The 17062-nt window shown below is 54.4% G+C and carries 17 protein-coding genes, 1 pseudogene and 1 riboswitch; of the genes and pseudogenes, 9 read left to right on the forward strand and 9 right to left on the reverse strand.

Annotated elements, in window-relative coordinates; genetic code table 11:
* Nucleotides 1–11 precede the first annotated feature (11 nt).
* Both A6395_RS01390 and A6395_RS01395 read right to left on the reverse strand, forming a co-directional pair.
* Nucleotides 12–1466 carry a S8 family peptidase gene (locus A6395_RS01390; protein WP_233589547.1) on the reverse strand — a complete coding sequence of 485 codons (1455 nt, stop codon included), beginning with the start codon at nt 1464–1466 and terminating at the stop codon, nt 12–14.
* Between the two features lie 106 nt (nt 1467–1572).
* Nucleotides 1573–1980, reverse strand: a complete 408-nt coding sequence (locus tag A6395_RS01395; protein WP_071397574.1) for a hypothetical protein — start codon at nt 1978–1980, stop codon at nt 1573–1575.
* Between the two features lie 169 nt (nt 1981–2149).
* Between A6395_RS01395 and A6395_RS01400 the strand changes: the two genes are divergently transcribed.
* The 5 genes from A6395_RS01400 (at nt 2150) to A6395_RS01420 (ending at nt 6840) form a co-directional block, all read left to right on the forward strand.
* A complete protein-coding gene (locus tag A6395_RS01400) occupies nt 2150–3040 on the forward strand; it encodes a hypothetical protein (protein WP_071397575.1) in 891 nt (296 codons plus the stop codon).
* 79 nt (nt 3041–3119) lie between these two features.
* A complete protein-coding gene (locus tag A6395_RS01405) occupies nt 3120–3785 on the forward strand; it encodes a response regulator transcription factor (protein ID WP_071397576.1) in 666 nt (221 codons plus the stop codon).
* Nucleotides 3782–5137, forward strand: a complete 1356-nt coding sequence (locus tag A6395_RS01410; protein WP_071397577.1) for a sensor histidine kinase — start codon at nt 3782–3784, stop codon at nt 5135–5137. Before A6395_RS01405 ends, A6395_RS01410 begins: the two co-directional genes overlap by 4 nt.
* Nucleotides 5138–5203: 66 nt before the next feature.
* On the forward strand, nt 5204–6208 hold the full coding sequence (locus A6395_RS01415; protein WP_071397578.1) for an ABC transporter permease: 1005 nt from the start codon (nt 5204–5206) through the stop codon (nt 6206–6208).
* Nucleotides 6205–6840, forward strand: coding sequence for an ABC transporter ATP-binding protein (locus A6395_RS01420; RefSeq protein WP_071397579.1), 636 nt, complete (start codon nt 6205–6207; stop codon nt 6838–6840). Before A6395_RS01415 ends, A6395_RS01420 begins: the two co-directional genes overlap by 4 nt.
* 166 nt (nt 6841–7006) lie before the next feature.
* Here A6395_RS01420 and A6395_RS01425 read toward each other — a convergent pair whose 3' ends face one another.
* Nucleotides 7007–7420, reverse strand: a complete 414-nt coding sequence (locus tag A6395_RS01425; RefSeq protein ID WP_131442867.1) for a hypothetical protein — start codon at nt 7418–7420, stop codon at nt 7007–7009.
* A 175-nt stretch (nt 7421–7595) separates the two neighbouring features.
* Here A6395_RS01425 and A6395_RS01430 point away from each other — a divergent pair, with 175 nt between their 5' ends.
* Nucleotides 7596–8474, forward strand: coding sequence for an alpha/beta hydrolase (locus A6395_RS01430; RefSeq protein WP_071397581.1), 879 nt, complete (start codon nt 7596–7598; stop codon nt 8472–8474).
* Here A6395_RS01430 and A6395_RS01435 read toward each other — a convergent pair.
* Nucleotides 8452–9150: a CPBP family intramembrane glutamic endopeptidase gene (locus A6395_RS01435; RefSeq protein WP_071397582.1), complete on the reverse strand. Its 699-nt coding sequence runs from the start codon at nt 9148–9150 to the stop codon at nt 8452–8454. The genes A6395_RS01430 and A6395_RS01435 overlap by 23 nt on opposite strands.
* Before the next feature lie 87 nt (nt 9151–9237).
* Here A6395_RS01435 and A6395_RS01440 point away from each other — a divergent pair, with 87 nt between their 5' ends.
* From A6395_RS01440 to A6395_RS15640, 3 genes and pseudogenes are all read left to right on the forward strand, one after another.
* Nucleotides 9238–9921 carry a lysozyme family protein gene (locus A6395_RS01440; RefSeq protein WP_233589586.1) on the forward strand — a complete coding sequence of 228 codons (684 nt, stop codon included), beginning with the start codon at nt 9238–9240 and terminating at the stop codon, nt 9919–9921.
* A gap of 33 nt (nt 9922–9954) precedes the next feature.
* A complete protein-coding gene (locus A6395_RS01445) occupies nt 9955–10542 on the forward strand; it encodes a DUF1643 domain-containing protein (protein WP_071397583.1) in 588 nt (195 codons plus the stop codon).
* Nucleotides 10543–10849: 307 nt separating this feature from the next.
* Nucleotides 10850–12189: pseudogene (locus A6395_RS15640) on the forward strand (IS1182 family transposase); the annotation flags it as partial.
* 153 nt (nt 12190–12342) lie between these two features.
* Here the strand turns inward: A6395_RS15640 and A6395_RS01460 are convergent.
* The 5 genes from A6395_RS01460 to A6395_RS01480 all read right to left on the reverse strand — a co-directional run bounded on the left by A6395_RS01460 (nt 12343) and on the right by A6395_RS01480 (nt 17002).
* Nucleotides 12343–13080 (reverse strand): energy-coupling factor transporter transmembrane component T family protein, encoded by a 738-nt coding sequence (locus A6395_RS01460; protein ID WP_071397586.1) that lies wholly within the window; start codon nt 13078–13080, stop codon nt 12343–12345.
* Entirely contained in the window at nt 13080–14408 is a 1329-nt protein-coding gene (locus tag A6395_RS01465; protein WP_071397587.1) for an ABC transporter ATP-binding protein, read from the reverse strand. The genes A6395_RS01460 and A6395_RS01465 overlap by 1 nt, the downstream gene beginning before the upstream one ends.
* Nucleotides 14401–14976, reverse strand: a complete 576-nt coding sequence (locus A6395_RS01470; protein WP_071397588.1) for an ECF transporter S component — start codon at nt 14974–14976, stop codon at nt 14401–14403. Before A6395_RS01470 ends, A6395_RS01465 begins: the two co-directional genes overlap by 8 nt.
* Complete coding sequence (locus tag A6395_RS01475; protein WP_071397589.1) at nt 14976–15563, reverse strand: YkoF family thiamine/hydroxymethylpyrimidine-binding protein; 588 nt, start codon at nt 15561–15563, stop codon at nt 14976–14978. The genes A6395_RS01470 and A6395_RS01475 overlap by 1 nt, the downstream gene beginning before the upstream one ends.
* 79 nt (nt 15564–15642) lie before the next feature.
* Nucleotides 15643–15743: riboswitch (TPP riboswitch) on the reverse strand.
* A gap of 65 nt (nt 15744–15808) precedes the next feature.
* Entirely contained in the window at nt 15809–17002 is a 1194-nt protein-coding gene (locus tag A6395_RS01480; protein WP_071397591.1) for a GTP-binding protein, read from the reverse strand.
* Nucleotides 17003–17062 lie beyond the last annotated feature (60 nt).

Below are 17062 nucleotides of genomic sequence, written 5' to 3' on the forward strand. Positions count from 1 at the left end.
CGGCGTTTTTTTTATGTTGCTTCCGTCGTGTCTGTTGTTTCTTCGACGACAGGTAATGCCGGGGCATACTTCGTCGAGACGACTTTTTCCGAGATGTCGGTCGGTTTCAAGAGGACGGTAAGGCCTTCAGTGGTACTTTTACGAACCGGAAACGTTCCTGGTACATGCAGTGCCTCATAGACGACTTGATTGTCTTTATCGAGCACGGTGACGGTCCCTTTGCGCGTCGTCGTCAGTTCGAACGTCTGCGCATCAGCCACTTTGATCGCCACGGACGGTTTGACCGGGTTCACATACTTGAACGAACGGCTCGTCGAACGTTTAAATTTCCCGTCCGTCACGACCGCGGTCAGACGGTACTGCCCGCTCGGGAGCCAGTCCCCACCGGCGAACATGGTAAACGCCGGATTTTTTGCGGTCAGCGTCTTCACTTTGCGCGTTCCCTGATAGAGATAATAAGACGTCTTCAAGTTCGGTTTGTTCGAAAGCGCCAACTTCGCCTCCGTCACATAACGATTCCGCAACGTCGCTGGTGACGTGATCGTGATCGGACGCGGCGTCGCGTCAAGCAACCGCTTCGTATTCAGTTCGGTGTACGTCTTCCCGCTGACGCGAGGCATTTTTTGAAGCAGTCCCTCGATCTCAGCCGGTGTCAAAAACGGATTGACCGACTTGACGAGCGCAAGCCCAGACGAGACCATCGGCGCCGCCATCGATGTCCCATCCATGTAGATAAAACTGTTCTTGACGCCGAGCGATAAAATGTTCACGCCCGGTGCGACGATTTTCACTTGGCTATCCATGTTGCTGAACGAGGCGACACGGCGATTCGCATCGACCGCTCCGACGGCGATGACTTCTTTCATATTGGCGGGGAAAGAAGTCTTCGCGCCGTCATTTCCAGACGAGGCGACGATGACGACACCTTTCGCCCGGGCCCGGCGGATCGAGTCGGCGAGCACTTTATCATAATCCTGTCCCCCGAGTGACAAATTGATGATGTTCGCACCTTTGGCAACGGCCGTGTCGACGGCTTTGGCGACCGTCCACGAATCCGTGAACTCTGAGTTCTTCCCGTAGAAGACGTTATAGAAATGATAGCGGACGTTCGGTGCGAGACCGGCCATCCCAAATTTATTGTGCAGCCCCGACATGATTCCGGCCGTGTGCGTGCCGTGGTAGTCGACACTGTATGGCCCTTTAATCGAATTGACGACTCGTGGTACGTTATAGAGCTCTTTATGGCTCCGGTCTGCAGATGAATCGATCAAGGCGACGACAATGTCTGACGCCCCACGGGTCGTGTTCCACGCTAAATCGGTACCGGTCTGCTTGATGTAATATTGGTTCCCGACCCGCGGCTCTGTCACAACGTACCCATGCTTCTCTAACAACACCGGCTTAGACGCCCCGGCAGTCGAAGGCACGAGTAACGTCAAAGCCGTCAGTAGAAGAATTTTTTTCATCGCCTTACGCTCCATTCCAAACTTCCTAAGATTTACCCATTATCTCAAATTTCACGACGGATTTCCCTTTTTTCTAAAAAAAAGGTTGTGACATTTTTCTGACGGTTTACCAGTAGTCCAGCTCATCAGGATGTTCCATCTCAAAATCGATAATTTTACCGATCGTCAAGTACGTATAATACCGGGCCAACTCCGTCCGGTAAGGGTCCGGTGTAAAACCATCTAAATCTTCACCGAGCGGCGAACCGTCAATCGTTTCAAACTGTTGACAGAAGAATGACTCCGTCTCTTTATTCCAGACGATATTGTCACCGATATAGCCACTTCCAAAGCGGATATAGTCGATGATCGAAGGGACGATCACTTCAGCCGGGAGCCTTTCACTCATCCGCCCGACCAATTCATAGCGATCCCGGTCCACATAATCGGCTTGTTCAAGCGACGTACATTTCAACACTTCTTTATTGATCTCGATCAACACGACATAATCCCCAGACTCAATCGACAGCTTCATCTCTTCACCTCATCTCAATCTCCACTGATCCGTCTATGTTAACAACTATTCGGAATAAAATGCCGAAATCCTGTATACCTGTACAAATTTTCCAACGGCTCGATTCGCACAACATGATGAAATCTGTTTTTGTTATACTAAAGATATGAATCAAGAGAGGAAGTGCACCATGGCCAAACGCCCTTTGACCCCTCGTGAAAGCGAATTGATCGCTACCGCCCTGTTTGTCGTCGGTAGCGTCCCGTACGCCGGACATATCGACCGACTCGAGTCGCTGACGCTTCGCGACATCGCAGACGACTACTTGTCCGGAAAACGTCCTGCCGCGGACGCCGTCGAGGCGCTCGACCAGTACATTTTCGTACGCCGCCATCGCTTTAAAAATGTTACGCCTCATAACCTATGGACGCTCGACGACCGGACCGAGCAGGAAGCGCTCCGTTACATCGTCAGACGTCCGGAATTGAAGAAAGGTGAGACGTTAAACAAGCAAAACTCGCCGTTCACGATCGGACAAGATGTCGAATTCAAGGTCGACAAACAACTCGACCGCGGGCAATTCCGCATCTATATCGGTAAATTGAACGGGTACACGATCAAAGCCCAGTCGAAAGAAAAAGACAAACTTAAATCCGTCAAAGGCTGGATCACTCATCTCGACCGCAAAGACCGGCTCGTTTTCGTCAATATTTCCGAGTTCGGGCGCGAACCGATTGACGCCGACATGTCGGTCCAGTTCGAGGCGATGAGCGCGGGACTGCTCGGCTGGTTTGATACGGCGACCCTGCCGACCGAAGACGAAGCGAAGACGGCCAAACAAATGATCGCCACGCTACAACGACGCGACCAGCCGTATTGGTTCACACTGACCCAAGCGTTGAACCATCCTCGACCGGAACATGTGAAACGCTGGAATACGGTCGTCAACTTGCTCGTCAAAGCAAGCGCTGGTGACGCGGCCGCCGTCGAGACTCTCGAAGTCAAAGAAGACAAATACTTTAAAGACGCCTTTTTACGGGCGCTGCGATCACTTCACGCCGAATTGACGAAAGCGACGTGACCGTATTTGGACAGGTGGCTTCGGATTACCCGAGGCCACCTGTTTTCACCGTGGTCGCCATATGGAAAGGAAGAGGGATATGCACGTATTGATCGTAGAAGACGACCCGGCCATCTTGCGCCTCATTGAGGGGACGCTGCGGCAGGCCGGGCATCACGTGTCGGTCGCCATGGACGGACACGTGGCTGAGCAATTATTTTTATCGAACCCGGCCGACGCCGCTGTCATTGACATCATGTTGCCCGGGATGGACGGGCGACAGTTGTGTCATCGTTTGAAGGAACTCGTGGACATCCCCGTCATTTTGCTGACGGCGCTCGGGGAATGGGAAGACAAACGGAGCGGGTTCGAGCATGGCGCCGATGACTACATGACAAAACCGTTCATTCCGGAAGAACTATTATTCCGGCTTCAAGCCGTGGCCAAACGGTATGAAAAAGTCGCCGCCTCATTGATCAAGGCCGGGCCGCTCACGTTAAATCTCCGGGAATATCGCCTCACCTTCAATCAAGAGACGATTCACCTGCCAAAACGTGAATTTGAGCTATTGTATCAGCTCGCGGCCTTTCCGGGACGCGTGTTCAGTCGCGACGAGCTGATCGAGAACGTATGGGGGTTAGAGTTTGACGGTGACGACCGGACGATCGATGTCCACATCAAACGGCTCCGCAGCCGCCTCCCCGATGAGACGGTCATAATCCGAACTGTCCGGGGCATCGGCTACACGCTCGAGGTGAGGCCATGAGATCGCTCTATTCGAGAATCGTCGTGACCGTGTTCATGATTTTACTCTTGTCGGGTGCCATCGCCCTGCTCGTCAGTAACGTCGCCTACTACACGTGGTGGCAGCCATCGTATAGTGCGAAGACTGAACAGATGGCAAGTTCCGCGCGCGGCTACTTTGACAATCATACCGATCAGGACGAGACCGCATTTTATTCGTTGCTCGCTCAAAGCGGCTACCAACTGTTCGTCGTCAAACCTGACGATCGCATCATGCGTTACGGTGGAGCGTTCCGGGACGAGACGATCGATGACGAAACGATCGATGCGGTCCGCTCGGGCATCGCCTATGAAGGGATGCGCGATTACCCGTTCCACTTGTTTTTGCTCGGTCTGTTCGATAACGAGGTGATCAATACGTACGGCTTCAACGTCGCAGGGGCTGACGGGGATGATGCCGTCTTCCTGCGTCCGGACTTGAGTGCCCAAATTCGTGAGCTTCATCTGTTCGTCGGACTATTTTTCGCCGTTCTGACCGCTTCGGCTTTCATTTTGATCGCCTTGGCGACCACGCTGCTCGTCCGGCCGCTTAAAATCCTCACGGCTGCGACGAGCTCTGTCGCCTCCGGAGAGCGCCCGAGTTCGCTCCCGCTCAATCGTCATGATGAGATCGGTACGCTCGCACGTCGTTTCGCCCTCATGGTCGATTCACTCGAAAAGTCAGAAGGTGAACGGCGACGGTTCGTCTCGAACGTATCGCACGAATTCCAATCACCGCTCACTTCGCTCTCGGGCTACGCGAGTATTCTGGCCGATCAGTCGACAGGCGAGGCGAAAGAATATGCGACGATCATCCGGAATGAGACGGAACGTCTGTCAGGGTTGACCAAACAGCTGTTGATGCTCGCCCGTCTAGATGAGGCCAACGTGTCTCTCCAGACCGAGGTCGCGATTGGCCGCTCCATCGAAGACGTGATTCGCATGCACGCGTTCGAACTCGATCAAAAAGGAGTCGCTGTCACGACGGATCTCGATGCGTCGCTCGTCGTCACGGGCGACCCCGTCTTGTTGTCGCAAGTTTGGTCCAACTTGTTGTCCAATGCGATTCATGCCTCACATGAGGGCGGGATGATCACGATTCGGGCCTATAAGGAGATACGTCCGACCGTCTCGATTCAAGACGAAGGTGTCGGCATGGACGATGTGACAAAGGCTCGCTTGTTCGAACGCTTCTATAAAGCCGATCTGTCACGGACGAGTCGCGGCACCGGACTCGGGCTCGCGATCTCGAATGACATCGTCCGCTTGCACGGCGGGGAGCTCCTCGTCACTTCAGAGCTCGGGCGTGGCAGCGTCTTTATCGTTCGCTTCTAGGTTTGTTCATATTCCGTTCATGTTCGTCAGCTATGCTTCCTTCATCGACATGAAGGAGGTTTTTTTATGGAGTTAGGACTGAAAGAAATGTGGCGTCAAAAACGGAGGTTCTCGCTCATTTTTGTGATCACGCTGCTCATCGTCTTGTTGACGACGCTGATCACCGGACTCGCCGATGGGCTCGCTTATGATAACGGTGCGACCGTACGTGAACTTGATACAGACACGTTTCACTTGTCCGCTGACGCGGAAGGTCAATTGACGCGATCGTTCATCGAACAAGCGCCAACGGACAGTTTGACACCCCTTGCAGTCAAACCGCTCACGTTCGTGAACGAGACGAAAGTCGATGCGACCGTTTTCGCCTTGCCGGCCAATTCGTCGATTGGACCGTCACTCGACCTCGCCGTCGGGGAAGTGCTCGTCGACCCGAGTTTTCTTGAGACATTTGTCGTTGGAGATACGGTCGAAGATTTCACGAGTGGGTATCGCTTCACAATCGCCGGCGTGACGGATGGACGGTTCAGCCACGCCCCGGTCGTCTGGACGACGATGGAGACATGGGCCGCCTATCAACAGGCGGCCGGTGGTCCGACTTACGTGTCTGCTTTACTTGGAGAAGGCGACACGTCCCTCTCCGCGTACACGAAACAAGAAATCATCGAGTCCGTTCCTGGCTATTCGGCCGAACAAGGCACGTTCGATATGATGCGCGGTTTTCTATTAGTAATCGGCGCATTCATCTTGACAGCATTCTTCTATATGGTGACGCTACAAAAGTTGCCAGAGCTCGGGATTTTAAAAGCAATCGGCATTCGGACACGTTCGATCGGCACAGCGCTCGTCAGCCAAGTGTTCGTCACCGTCGTCTTCGCGAGCGGCGTCGCGTCACTGATCACATGGCTGTCGACACGTATCGTCCCAGAAGCGATTCCATTTCAATTTGAGCTTGCGAACGTGATGCTCTTTAGCGCACTCTTCGTCCTCATCTCGCTCCTTGGGACGATCTTGCCACTACAAACACTACGCCGGCTCGACGCAGCTGACGCCTTAGGAGGTCGAATGACATGAAACTGACTGGCATTTACCACGCATATGAACAACCGATTTTGTCTGGGATCGACTTGACCGTCTCTCCTGGTGAGTGCATCGGGATCGTCGGACCGAGCGGTAGCGGGAAGAGTACGCTCCTGCAAATTCTCGGGCTATTGAAACAGCCGGATGCCGGAACACTCTATCTCGATACGGTCGATGTATTTACACTCAACGAAGAAGCGAGACGGAAGTTACGCCTCAATGAGATCGGGTTCGTCTTTCAAGACGCCCACCTCATCCCGTATTTGACGGTCATTGAACAACTTGCACTCATTCAGGCGGAAAGTGACACAGACGGCGACGCGAAACAGCTGTTGACAGATTTCGGACTCGGCCATCGATTGAACGAGTTGCCGAGTCGTCTCTCAGGCGGCGAACGGCAACGGGTCGCTGTGGCCCGCGCGCTCATCAACGACCCAAAGCTCCTGTTGGCTGATGAACCGACAGCAAGTCTCGATTATACGAACGGCCGCCTCGTTATGGAGCGGCTCGCCGAAGCGGCGCATAAGCGGAACAAGCGAGTGATCGTCATCACCCACGATGAGCGCATGCTTGATGTGTGCGACCGGGTGCTCCGTCTACGAGACGGTCAGCTCGAAACGCTCTAACATGCGCGCACACTACCGGCTTAATCGGGGGCGCTAGCATGGGGACACCCCGCTTCTGATCGGGGAGACCGAAGAACTTTAACTGATTATGAGAAGAGGAGCGCCGACCCGGAAGGGATGACGCTCCTCTTCTTTCAGTATCGATGACAGCGTGTTGAAGTTTTCATCAACCGACCCGATGCCTTTCCGGATGACGGATGAGATCGAGATGATAGGACAACCAGGCGCTGAACGTGATGTGAACGGATAACGTACGCATCACATCGATGTCAATCCGTCGAATCTTCAGGAGCCTCTCTTCGATATGATGTGAGACGAGGAAGACGTCGGATAACGCCAGAAGCGCCCGCATCGCCTCATCTGGTTTGACGCCCGCGGTTACCGCGAGCGTATGTAGCGACAGATGAATGCTGCGAGTTGTCCCGGTCAAGTAACATTCGATCAACGCATCGAGTACAGGCGACAAATGTGTGGTCTCGTGCGTCCCCCGGTGATAGATGCTGATCCCCTCTTCGGTCACGTAATCCGTCCGCCCCATTAAACAAGCTTGAATCATCCGATACATCGCTTTACGCGTCACGTTCATCCGCCTCCTTCATTTCTGCCGTCAGCATAATGTCAAACGACTCACGGGGCAAATACCCTTGTTCACACTTCTATAGACAATTCGGTCACATATGCTCGGACATTAGTAACTCGAACGTGAACGAAACGATTCGTTTCGGGTACAATAATGAAGAAGGGAGCGGTTTTATATGCAGAAAAAATGGAAGTACGGTCTCGCGACTTTGTTCACCGGCTATTACGCCGTCAGTTATTACGCGTTCAAGCGGATGACTCGTGGAAAACGTAAGACGCCCGAGATGCTCTTAGCACCCTATACGAAAGAAGATCAATCCTTTTATCACGACGTGCCGTTCGAGCACGTCTCCCTCCGTTCTCGTGACGGCTACCGTCTGTATGGACGGGTCTATCGGAACAACAATCATAAAAAATGGATTGTTTTCGTCCACGGTTATACGGCCTCACACAGCTTTATGGCACCGCACTTGGCGATGTTCCACCGGCTCGGCTATAACTTGCTTGCGGTCGACTTGCGCTCACACGGAGAGTCGGAAGGGGTGTACGCCTCGTACGGATACCACGAGAAACATGACATCGTCGACTGGGTCGAGTGGTTACGTGACCATGAGACGGTCGATCAAGTCGGGCTTCACGGCGTATCGATGGGCGCCGCGACGATTCTTCAGGCCGGACCGCTCACTGATGTGGATTTTTTGATCGCCGAGTGCCCGTTTGATGACTTGAGGCAACTCATGCGTCACCAATTGAACGTGCTACATCGCTTACCGGGTGACTTGTTGTTGCCAGGCATCAATTACTTCTTGTGGAGTCGGGCCCGGTTCACGATGCGGCAAGTCCGACCGAAAGTAGCGCTCGCATCAATCACTGCACCAGTGTTGTTCATCCATGGCACGAAAGACGACTTTGTCCCGACCTGGATGTCCGTCGAGATGAACGCACTCAACCGCCAGAACGCGCTCGCACTCATTCACGGCGCCGAGCATACGAATTGTATCTTAAAAGACCAACCTGCCTACGAGAACGCTGTCAGTCAGTTTTTGCGTCGGTGACGTGAATCGGCCCGGCGATCAAGTCGAGCAACGTATGGATGATGATCAACGGCCACAATATTCCCATCGCCAAATATAAATAACCGAACAGGAAACCGACAAGGCCCGTCGTGACAACCCCTTTCGGACCCTGGTACGCATGGGCCAGACCGAACAGCCCGCCCCCGATGATGGCGAGCGTCGCGTCCGGGACGTCCGTGTATAAAGAAATCGTATACAAGAGGACGCCACGGAATATGAACTCTTCGGTCGCCCCGGCCGTGAACGATACTGCGCCCCACGCCCTCGCTTCGTCGGTCGTGCGCGGAAGGAGCAACCGTTCAATCTCAAGCCCGTAAAACGGCCGAAGCTTTGTCCGTAACGCGGCCGACGTCTTGACGAGTAAATAGAACGCGATGAGACCTGAGATGACTATGGTCGAAAAGAAGAAATACTGCCAGGCGCGCCCGTCCCCATCCGGCGGCGCGAACCCGAGACCGACCGCTTCCGGCGGGACTTGGAACAAGAAGACGAGCGCTAGTAAGAGCAGGCTCAGCCCCCATGCCGACTTGATCGTCTCTTCATAGACACGGGTTCTCCCGAGCGCCTCGATCATCGGCTTCACGAGCCGGGCGTTGAATAGTTGTACGATCAATAAATACGCAAGAATAATCGTAAAGACGACCTGTTCAAGCATCTATATCCTCTCCTGTCCTTCCTGTTAGCTATATGCTACACTATTCGGGTATTGTCTAGAAAGCTAGGAGGCGGAATCTTGAAACGAATGATGCTGCGACTGACCGGCGTAATGCTTGTGATCGTGCTGTGCCTCGGCGCAATCGGCTGGTTTGGTCAACATGATAAAGTGAACAACGCCCTCTACCGGGCCTACTACGGTGACCACGGTATCCCGGCGGTCCACCAAGACGTCTACAAGGAAGCCGCGGCCACCTATGACGTCGATTGGCGGCTACTCGCCGCCGTCCACCGCGTCGAGACGATCTTCTCGCACAGTTCATCGATGCGCTCTTCGGTCGGCGCGATCGGACCGTTCCAATTCATGCCGCGGACGTGGCTCGGTTGGCAGTACGATACCGACGACCAAAAAGGTGATGTCCCGGAAGACGAAGTCGATCTGACGGATTTAACACTGATTGAGCAATATGGCGGCTTAGGCAGAGACGGGGATGATGACGGCAAGGCCGATCCTCACAGTTTGGTCGACTCGGCCCATGCCGCCGCTTACTATTTGAGCGAGCACGGCGGGCAGACAAATGATTCAGTCGAATCGATTCAAAACGCCATCTTTGAATATAACCGGAGTGACCAGTACGTGTCAGACGTCATGTCCTTTTATGAACAGTACCAGGACGAACTGTCTTTACTGCCTGGTGACGCGACGACGACAACGCAGCAGGTCGCCCGGTATACGATCCGGTATCTCGATTGGTTCGCAGGCTGGGCATGACCCGGCACTACTTGGTTAAAGTGAGGAAACAACATGAACACGCATATCGAGGAAGTGACGATTCGAGTCAAATCGATATTTAACGAAGGCAAGACAAAGCGTTACATGCGAACGTATGAATTCACCGATGTCGTCGATGGGGTGATCTGTGCCGTCATCATCTATTCTCCACGGATGAGCGATGCATTTTTATCTGGTACGACGACTCAACGCGCCTACATGCTCATGCGGAACCATTTGGACAAACCGATCCGCGAGATGCGCGTCATCAGTCTCGTCCCGACGCTCGCCATCAATGACAACCTACCCTACGTCGAGTCTCAACTCGACGAAGTGAACTTTCATTACGTGGAAGAGACGCTCGACGAGGTCGAGACGAGCGGCGGCATGATCATCGTCGGTTGGGGTTCGCCTGGGCGCCTCATGCACCATTCCACGCTGTACAAGACGTTATTCGCCGAGCACGAGGCGAGTATGTATTGTATCGGTACGACGTCAAAAGGCGAACCGCAACAAATTCGCATGGCCAATGAAAATACGGTACTCGAAGCGTTCAATAACGAATCGATCAAACCGAAATTTAAGATCTTGAAAGAGACAAAACAGGACGACTCGAAATGAGTCGTCCTCAGCTTGTTGACTAACATCAATAGAATCGCTCGTCCTTCCGGCGCCCACGCTTTCCACAGGCAATCCCGGAGCCGCATCGCGACTTATGTCGCTGCTGGGTCTCCGTTGGATTGCTTTCCTGCAGGAGTCGGGGCGCCGTCGGACGAGCAACGCAAACGGTCGCCATCTGGCGGCCGTTTGTCTTTTTCTGAGGCCTCGATGGCCGAAGAAAAAGCCTCGGACATGTTCTTCGAACCGGTAAAAACGGGAAAAGGCAGATAAACGCCGAACCCGTCCGCTGACTAGGGAGGAACCCCATATGTACCGTGCCCACCCGGAGAAGAGACATGAACCGATTCAGACGAAGACCACCCTGGACCAAATGGTCCCGCAAGACCACCTCGTCCGAAAGATCGACCGCCACATCGATTTCTCGATCGTGCACCGCCTTTGCGCGCCGCTGTACTCGAACACCGGACAGCCCGGCATCGACCCCGAGATTATCATCAAGATCATCCTCCTCGGCCCGCTGTTCAACATCCGTTCCGTCCGCCAGACGGTTAAAGAGGTCCAGACGAACCTCGCCTACCGCTGGTTCCTCGGGCTCGGGATTGATGAGAAGGTACCCGACCATTCGACGATCAGCCAGGCCTATCGGCGCCGCTTCAAAGGGAAGGACGTCTTCCAACAGATCTTCGAGGACATCTTGGGTCAGGCCGAAGCCCACGGCTTCGTGTCGGGGCGAATCCTGATCACCGACTCGACCCACATCCGTGCCAACGCGAACAAGAAGAAGTTCGACAAGGTCGAGGTCGAGCGCGTTGTGAACGCGATTGAGGGCGAGCTCCTAGACCGGGTGAACGAAGAACGGTCGGACCGTGGAAAAAAGCGCTGAAGCCCGCCTCACCGAAAAGGGAGAGCCGGTTCATCAAGGTGAGCCGGACCGACCCGGATGCGGGCTATATGTATCGTGACCAGAAGCCGGAAGGCTTTTTCTGGCTGGCGCACCGGACGGTCGACGCCAAACACAACTTCATCGTCGATGTGCACGTCACGCCCGGGAACGTGTCAGACAGCACCGTCTACCTCGCCCGTCTCGAGCATATCCTCGGCCGATTCGGCTATCCGCTAGAGGCAGTCGCCCTCGATGTGGGGTACTTCACGACAGAGATTGCGAAGGCGCTCATCGAGCGCGGCGTCTTCGGCGTCATCGCCTGGCGCCGCTTCGGCGGGAAGAAGGGGATGTTTCGGAGGACGAGCTTCAAATATGTATCAGAAGAAGACGTCTATGTCTGCCCGGCGAAACAGCGTCTCACCTATCGAACGACAGACCGACACGGGTATCACCACTACGCCTCCGACCCCGCCGTCTGTAAGAACTGCCCGCTTCTCGAGAAGTGTACGTCCAATCGTGCCCACCGGCGCGTCATCACCCGTCATCTTGATGAAACCTATCGCGAATTGGTGAACCGGAACCGTCTGTCCGAATCCGGACGATACCTCTATCGTCTCCGGCCGCAGACCGTGGAGCGCTCGTTCGCCGATGCGAAAGAGCTTCACGGGCTCCGCTTCACGTTCTACCGGGGAACCGAGAAGGTCCAGTGCGCCAACCTGGTGGCAGCCACCGCACAAAACATGAAGAAATTGGCCAACCTGTTGGCCGAAAAAGACCGTCTACATAGCATTTCTTCAATTTTATGCCGGGCAGAGCGCCTCGAGCTCGATGAACACAAAAAGAGACGAACCAAATCGCGATGGGCGATTTGGTTCGTCAACAGCCTGAGGACGACTCGAAATGAGTCGTCCTGTTTTTTATCGCACGCCGATCCATACACTTACTCCGAACAGCGTGAACAAGAGTGACGCCAACAGAAAATCGTTTCGCGTGACCGGAATCACCTCGTACGTAGAACGATGTTCACCCGTAAATCCCCGAGCCTCCATCGAGAACGCGATCCGCTCGGCTTGACGGATAGCGCCGGCAAGAAGCGGGATTAGGAGTTTCGGGATGTGTCGCACGTGATCGATCCGGGTGTCGAGGCGCACGCCACGTAAGGCATGCGTTTCATAGAGCTGCATCAGTTCGATCTTTAAAATCGGGAAAAAGCGAAAGCCGACGAAGACGCTATAGGCGATGTTAGGGGACAATCTCGCCTGCTGCATCAGACTGTAGACGAACCGCTTCGGGTCCGTCGTCAGCGTGAACAGAAGCGACAGGACCGTGAAGGCGAGGACCCGAAGCGAAAGTGTCGCCGCCAACAACACGTTCTCCTCGGTGACATCATTGCCGAAGAGCGAGAACACGACTTGCCCGCTCGCCTCTCTGCCGAAGACGAGCGTCGTCCAAAGCGTCCCGAGCGCGGTCAGTAAAAATGGGATCATGAACAGTCCCCATCGCTTCCAGCTCACGTCGGAAAAGATGAATTGGAGGACGAGTGTGCCGAAGAAGACGACGAGCGGAGTCCACGGGTTGTACATGAAGGCGAGACCGAACATGAGACACGTCACGGTCAAGAACTTGATTGTCGGGTTCATCTCGTGAAACGTCATCAGAACGCCTCCGTCAACAGTCCGTGGGCCCGCAATAAGTCCGAGTCGTCCCAAATCGACGCATCGTACGGCCCACTCAAGTTCCCGTCACCCATCAAATAATACGTGCTCGCGGCACGGGCGAAACTGAGATCGTGCGTTACGAACAAGACCGTCTGCCCCGCACGGACTCGTTCAGCCATCAATGCATGGAGCGCTCGAAGTGATGCCTCGTCTTGACCGGCCGTCGGTTCATCAAACGCGAGCAGTTGTTTACCCGACAGAAGCATCACCCCGATGGCGAGTCTCCGTTTTTGACCGTGACTGAGTGAGAGTGGATGGGCGTCACGCAGACGTTCAAGCCCGAGGCGTGCCAACATGTCCTCGATTGAACGGTTATGTCCATACGCTAGTTCCCGCGACACGTCACTCGTCACAAACAAATGCGCCGGGGATTGCGGGACGAGCCCGACTTCACGGTGATGCCGCGCCAGGCTTTTTAGCCACGTCGATTTGCCGCTGCCGTTCCGACCGAGGATGGCGATCACATCCCCCGGGGCCACTGCGATTTTGCTCGCTGCAAGTTGAAACTTTTTGTGATTCACTTTCGGTATCTGAAATAATGTGTTTGTGCCCCGTGTCGTTTCAATCGGCGTAAATGTATAATCCGGTTGAACGACGAACGATCCATCGCCTGCGATCCTTCCGTTCACGAGTTCCAGGTGCCGGTCAAAGAAGTCGCCCCACATGTACGGACGATGCTCGATGACGACGATATTGACGTTCCGTGCGGACTTATCGAGCCAGCGAACGAACCGACGTGCCGTCGCCGGGTCGAGGTGTGAGAGCGGCTCGTCGAGTAAGAGCCATTCCGGACATCCGATCAAGGCACAGGCAACGGCGATCTGTTGCTTCTCGCCCCCTGATAAATCATGGATGGTGCGGTGGCGATAATCGGACAAGTGTAACTCGTGCAAAATCGCTGAGACACGGTCCATCATCTCGCTTCGGGCGACCGAAAAGTTTTCGAGCGTGAAAATCAATTCTTCTTCGACCGTCTGCATGACGAACTGGCTGTCCGGGTCTTGAAACACCGTCCCGACGCGGCGATTCACCTCACCAGGCCGATACGTGGCATAGGACCGACCGAATAGATGCAATCGCCCCGTCACAACCCCATCACAGTTGTCCGGGTAGAGCCGATTGAACAAGGCGAACAAAGTCGACTTCCCCGACCCGCTCGCCCCGGTGATGAGCGTCCTGCCGTCCTTAAGACGAAGTGTGATATCCGTCAATACGTCGCGTCCTTCCCCCGGGAAACGAAACGCCAGACGCTCGGTCTCAACCATGTGCCTTCCTCTGCCGGGTGACGGCATATCCTTCTAGCGCACCCGTTCGAAGCAACAAGTCGCTCAAAATCTTCCCGCCGATCCCTGCGATGAGCATCCCGCTCGTCGCCCGTAGTGCGAACATCAAAGCCACGTACGTCGGACTGAGCGCACTGAGACCTCCCATGACGTACGTATATGCGAAACTCGTCACTGCCGCACCGAATCCGGCGAGCATGAGCACCCACAAGTCATACCGCTTATACCCGGTTAGTGCGAACGCCGCTTCGGCGCCGAGTCCTTGAATGATGCCGACGAGGATGATGCGCGGACCGATCGCATTGCCGATCATCATCTCGATCGACGCTGCGAGCACTTCCAACAAAAAGGCGGCGCCTGGCTTTCGAATGATGTAGGCGGTAATAATCGAGACGATGAACCAAATCCCAAAAATCCATTCATAGGCGATCGGCCCAATCAAGCCGGCCCACAAGTTCCCCACATGGAAGAACGCCAAATAGACGACGGCAAAGACGACCGATAAAATCGACAACAAAACGATTTCTTTCAACTTCCATGAGTTAAGCATCAACGTTGTCCCTCGTGCGACGGACTGTTCACACTGAACGTGACCGTCATGACGACGTGGCTCGTCTTCTCGCGGACGCGGTTGAACGTCGCCTCATAAAACGCGAACACCGTCTCGATATCTCCGTGGATCCCTGAAGCATAATGCATCGTGTCATTAAAGACGCCCCGTGCTTTCGCGAAATCGACCTCTTCATAGATAATGTCCATGTAATCGTCATCACCGAGCGGGTAGAGTGCGAACTGTGATGAAACGTATTGGGCAGCCGCTCGCCCGTTCACCGGCTCACTCGAAACGTCGAGCAGATTGTCCCCGACCGTGTCGCCCGGACAGCCGGCCGAGAACGTCCCGCTCATCGACACATGCGCCCCTGTTCTCGTGGCGTGTGACAAGACTGCTTTCGCGACGTCAAACACGTGCTCGGCCCGACCGCGAATCACGGTCGATACATCGTCCGTGTGCCTCCAAACGTTGCTTAAATCAGTTTCTTTGAGTGCTCCTTTGATGACCGGTATGAACTCTGACGTCATCGGGCTTAGCGTAAAGCGGAACCCGACGATCGGGCTCGTTCCACATTGTTGATTCATGATGATTCCCCCCTTATTTGGTTACACAAAAAAGCCGCATCCATGAGAATGCGGCCACTTATCCAATCATCAATTCATCAGAAAAAGTGCCACACTTCCTCACGCCAGTATTACCTGGATCGAGTTATAAGGGATTGGAGCCATGCTCACATCTCAGCCGAAGCACCCCTAGTGTAGTCCAATGTATGCGGTTGTTCATGCAAGCAAAAGTATAGCCGTTCGATTCTGAATTGTAAACGGTTAAATCATGAAAACGTCGCGATTCCGTTTCCTGGAAGCGTATCCCGTAACGTTGTCCAGTCTGACGCCATCTCTTCGTCTGACAGTAGACAGGCGTCAAGTTCGAGCTCGACGCGCACTCGGTCCATTCGGTGACCGATCAAGACGAGCTCCGTCTGGCGGTCGCCGTACGGCTCGATGTAATCGGCCTCAAGCTCTGGTTCGGCGGCGAACATCTGCTTTCGTTCCGCGTCAGGAAGCGTCGCGAGCCAACGCCCGGCATGTTCGAGCGTCGACGCGTACCCCGCTTGGGAGAACAAGCACGCGATGTCATTCCGAGAAGCGATCCATAAAAAACCTTTCGCCCGGACAACTTCTTCCGGGAACTGTTCGATCCACGCATGTAAACGCTCCGGGTGGAACGGACGGCGGCGGCGATAGACGAACGAACTGATGCCGTACTCTTCGGTTTCAGGGGTATGGTCGTCTGTCTCGAGCTCTTGGATCCATCCGGCGGCATGCATCGCCTGGTCGAAGTCGAACAAGTTCACGTCTAACAGGTCGGACAACGGCACGTTGCCGTAAGTACTTGTCAGAAGTCGCGCCGCCGGGTTTAACGCGCGCAACAGACTTTCGATCTCGTACAGTTCCGGTTCCGTGACCCGGTCCGCCTTGTTGAGGACGATGATGTCGGCAAACTCGACTTGATCGACGAGCAAGTCGACGACTTCCCGGACATCACCCGTGTCGACAGCCTGTTTCCGTTCATGCAGCGATTCGCCCGAGTTGAAGTCTTTTAAAAATCGATATGCGTCGACGACCGTCACCATCGCGTCAACATACACACGGCTCGTCAAGTCGATACCCAAGGCGTCATCCGCATATGTAAACGTCTGCGCGACCGGGATCGGTTCCGAGATACCAGACGACTCGATGATGATGCCGTCGAGCTGTCGGTCGTTCGCAATCTCGCTGACCGCCTCGAGTAAATCTTCTCGCAACGTGCAGCAGATGCAGCCGTTAGACAGCTCCACCAACTTCTCGTCCGTCCGTGAAAAACCTGCCCCGTCAATCAATCGCTCATCGATGTTCAGCTCGCTCATGTCGTTGACGATGACGGCATATTTTTTACCATCCCGATTGTTCAACATATGATTGAGCAACGTCGTCTTGCCACTTCCCAAATATCCGGACAAGACTGTAATTGGAATTCGTTTCATCATGTTCTCCACCCTTAAATCGTAATCATTACTTTTTAGATAATGAACGGGATCACGTCC

Origin of the sequence: Exiguobacterium sp. SH31 (assembly GCF_001816105.1) — a bacterium.
Classification (GTDB): Bacteria; Bacillota; Bacilli; order Exiguobacteriales; family Exiguobacteriaceae; genus Exiguobacterium; species Exiguobacterium aurantiacum_A.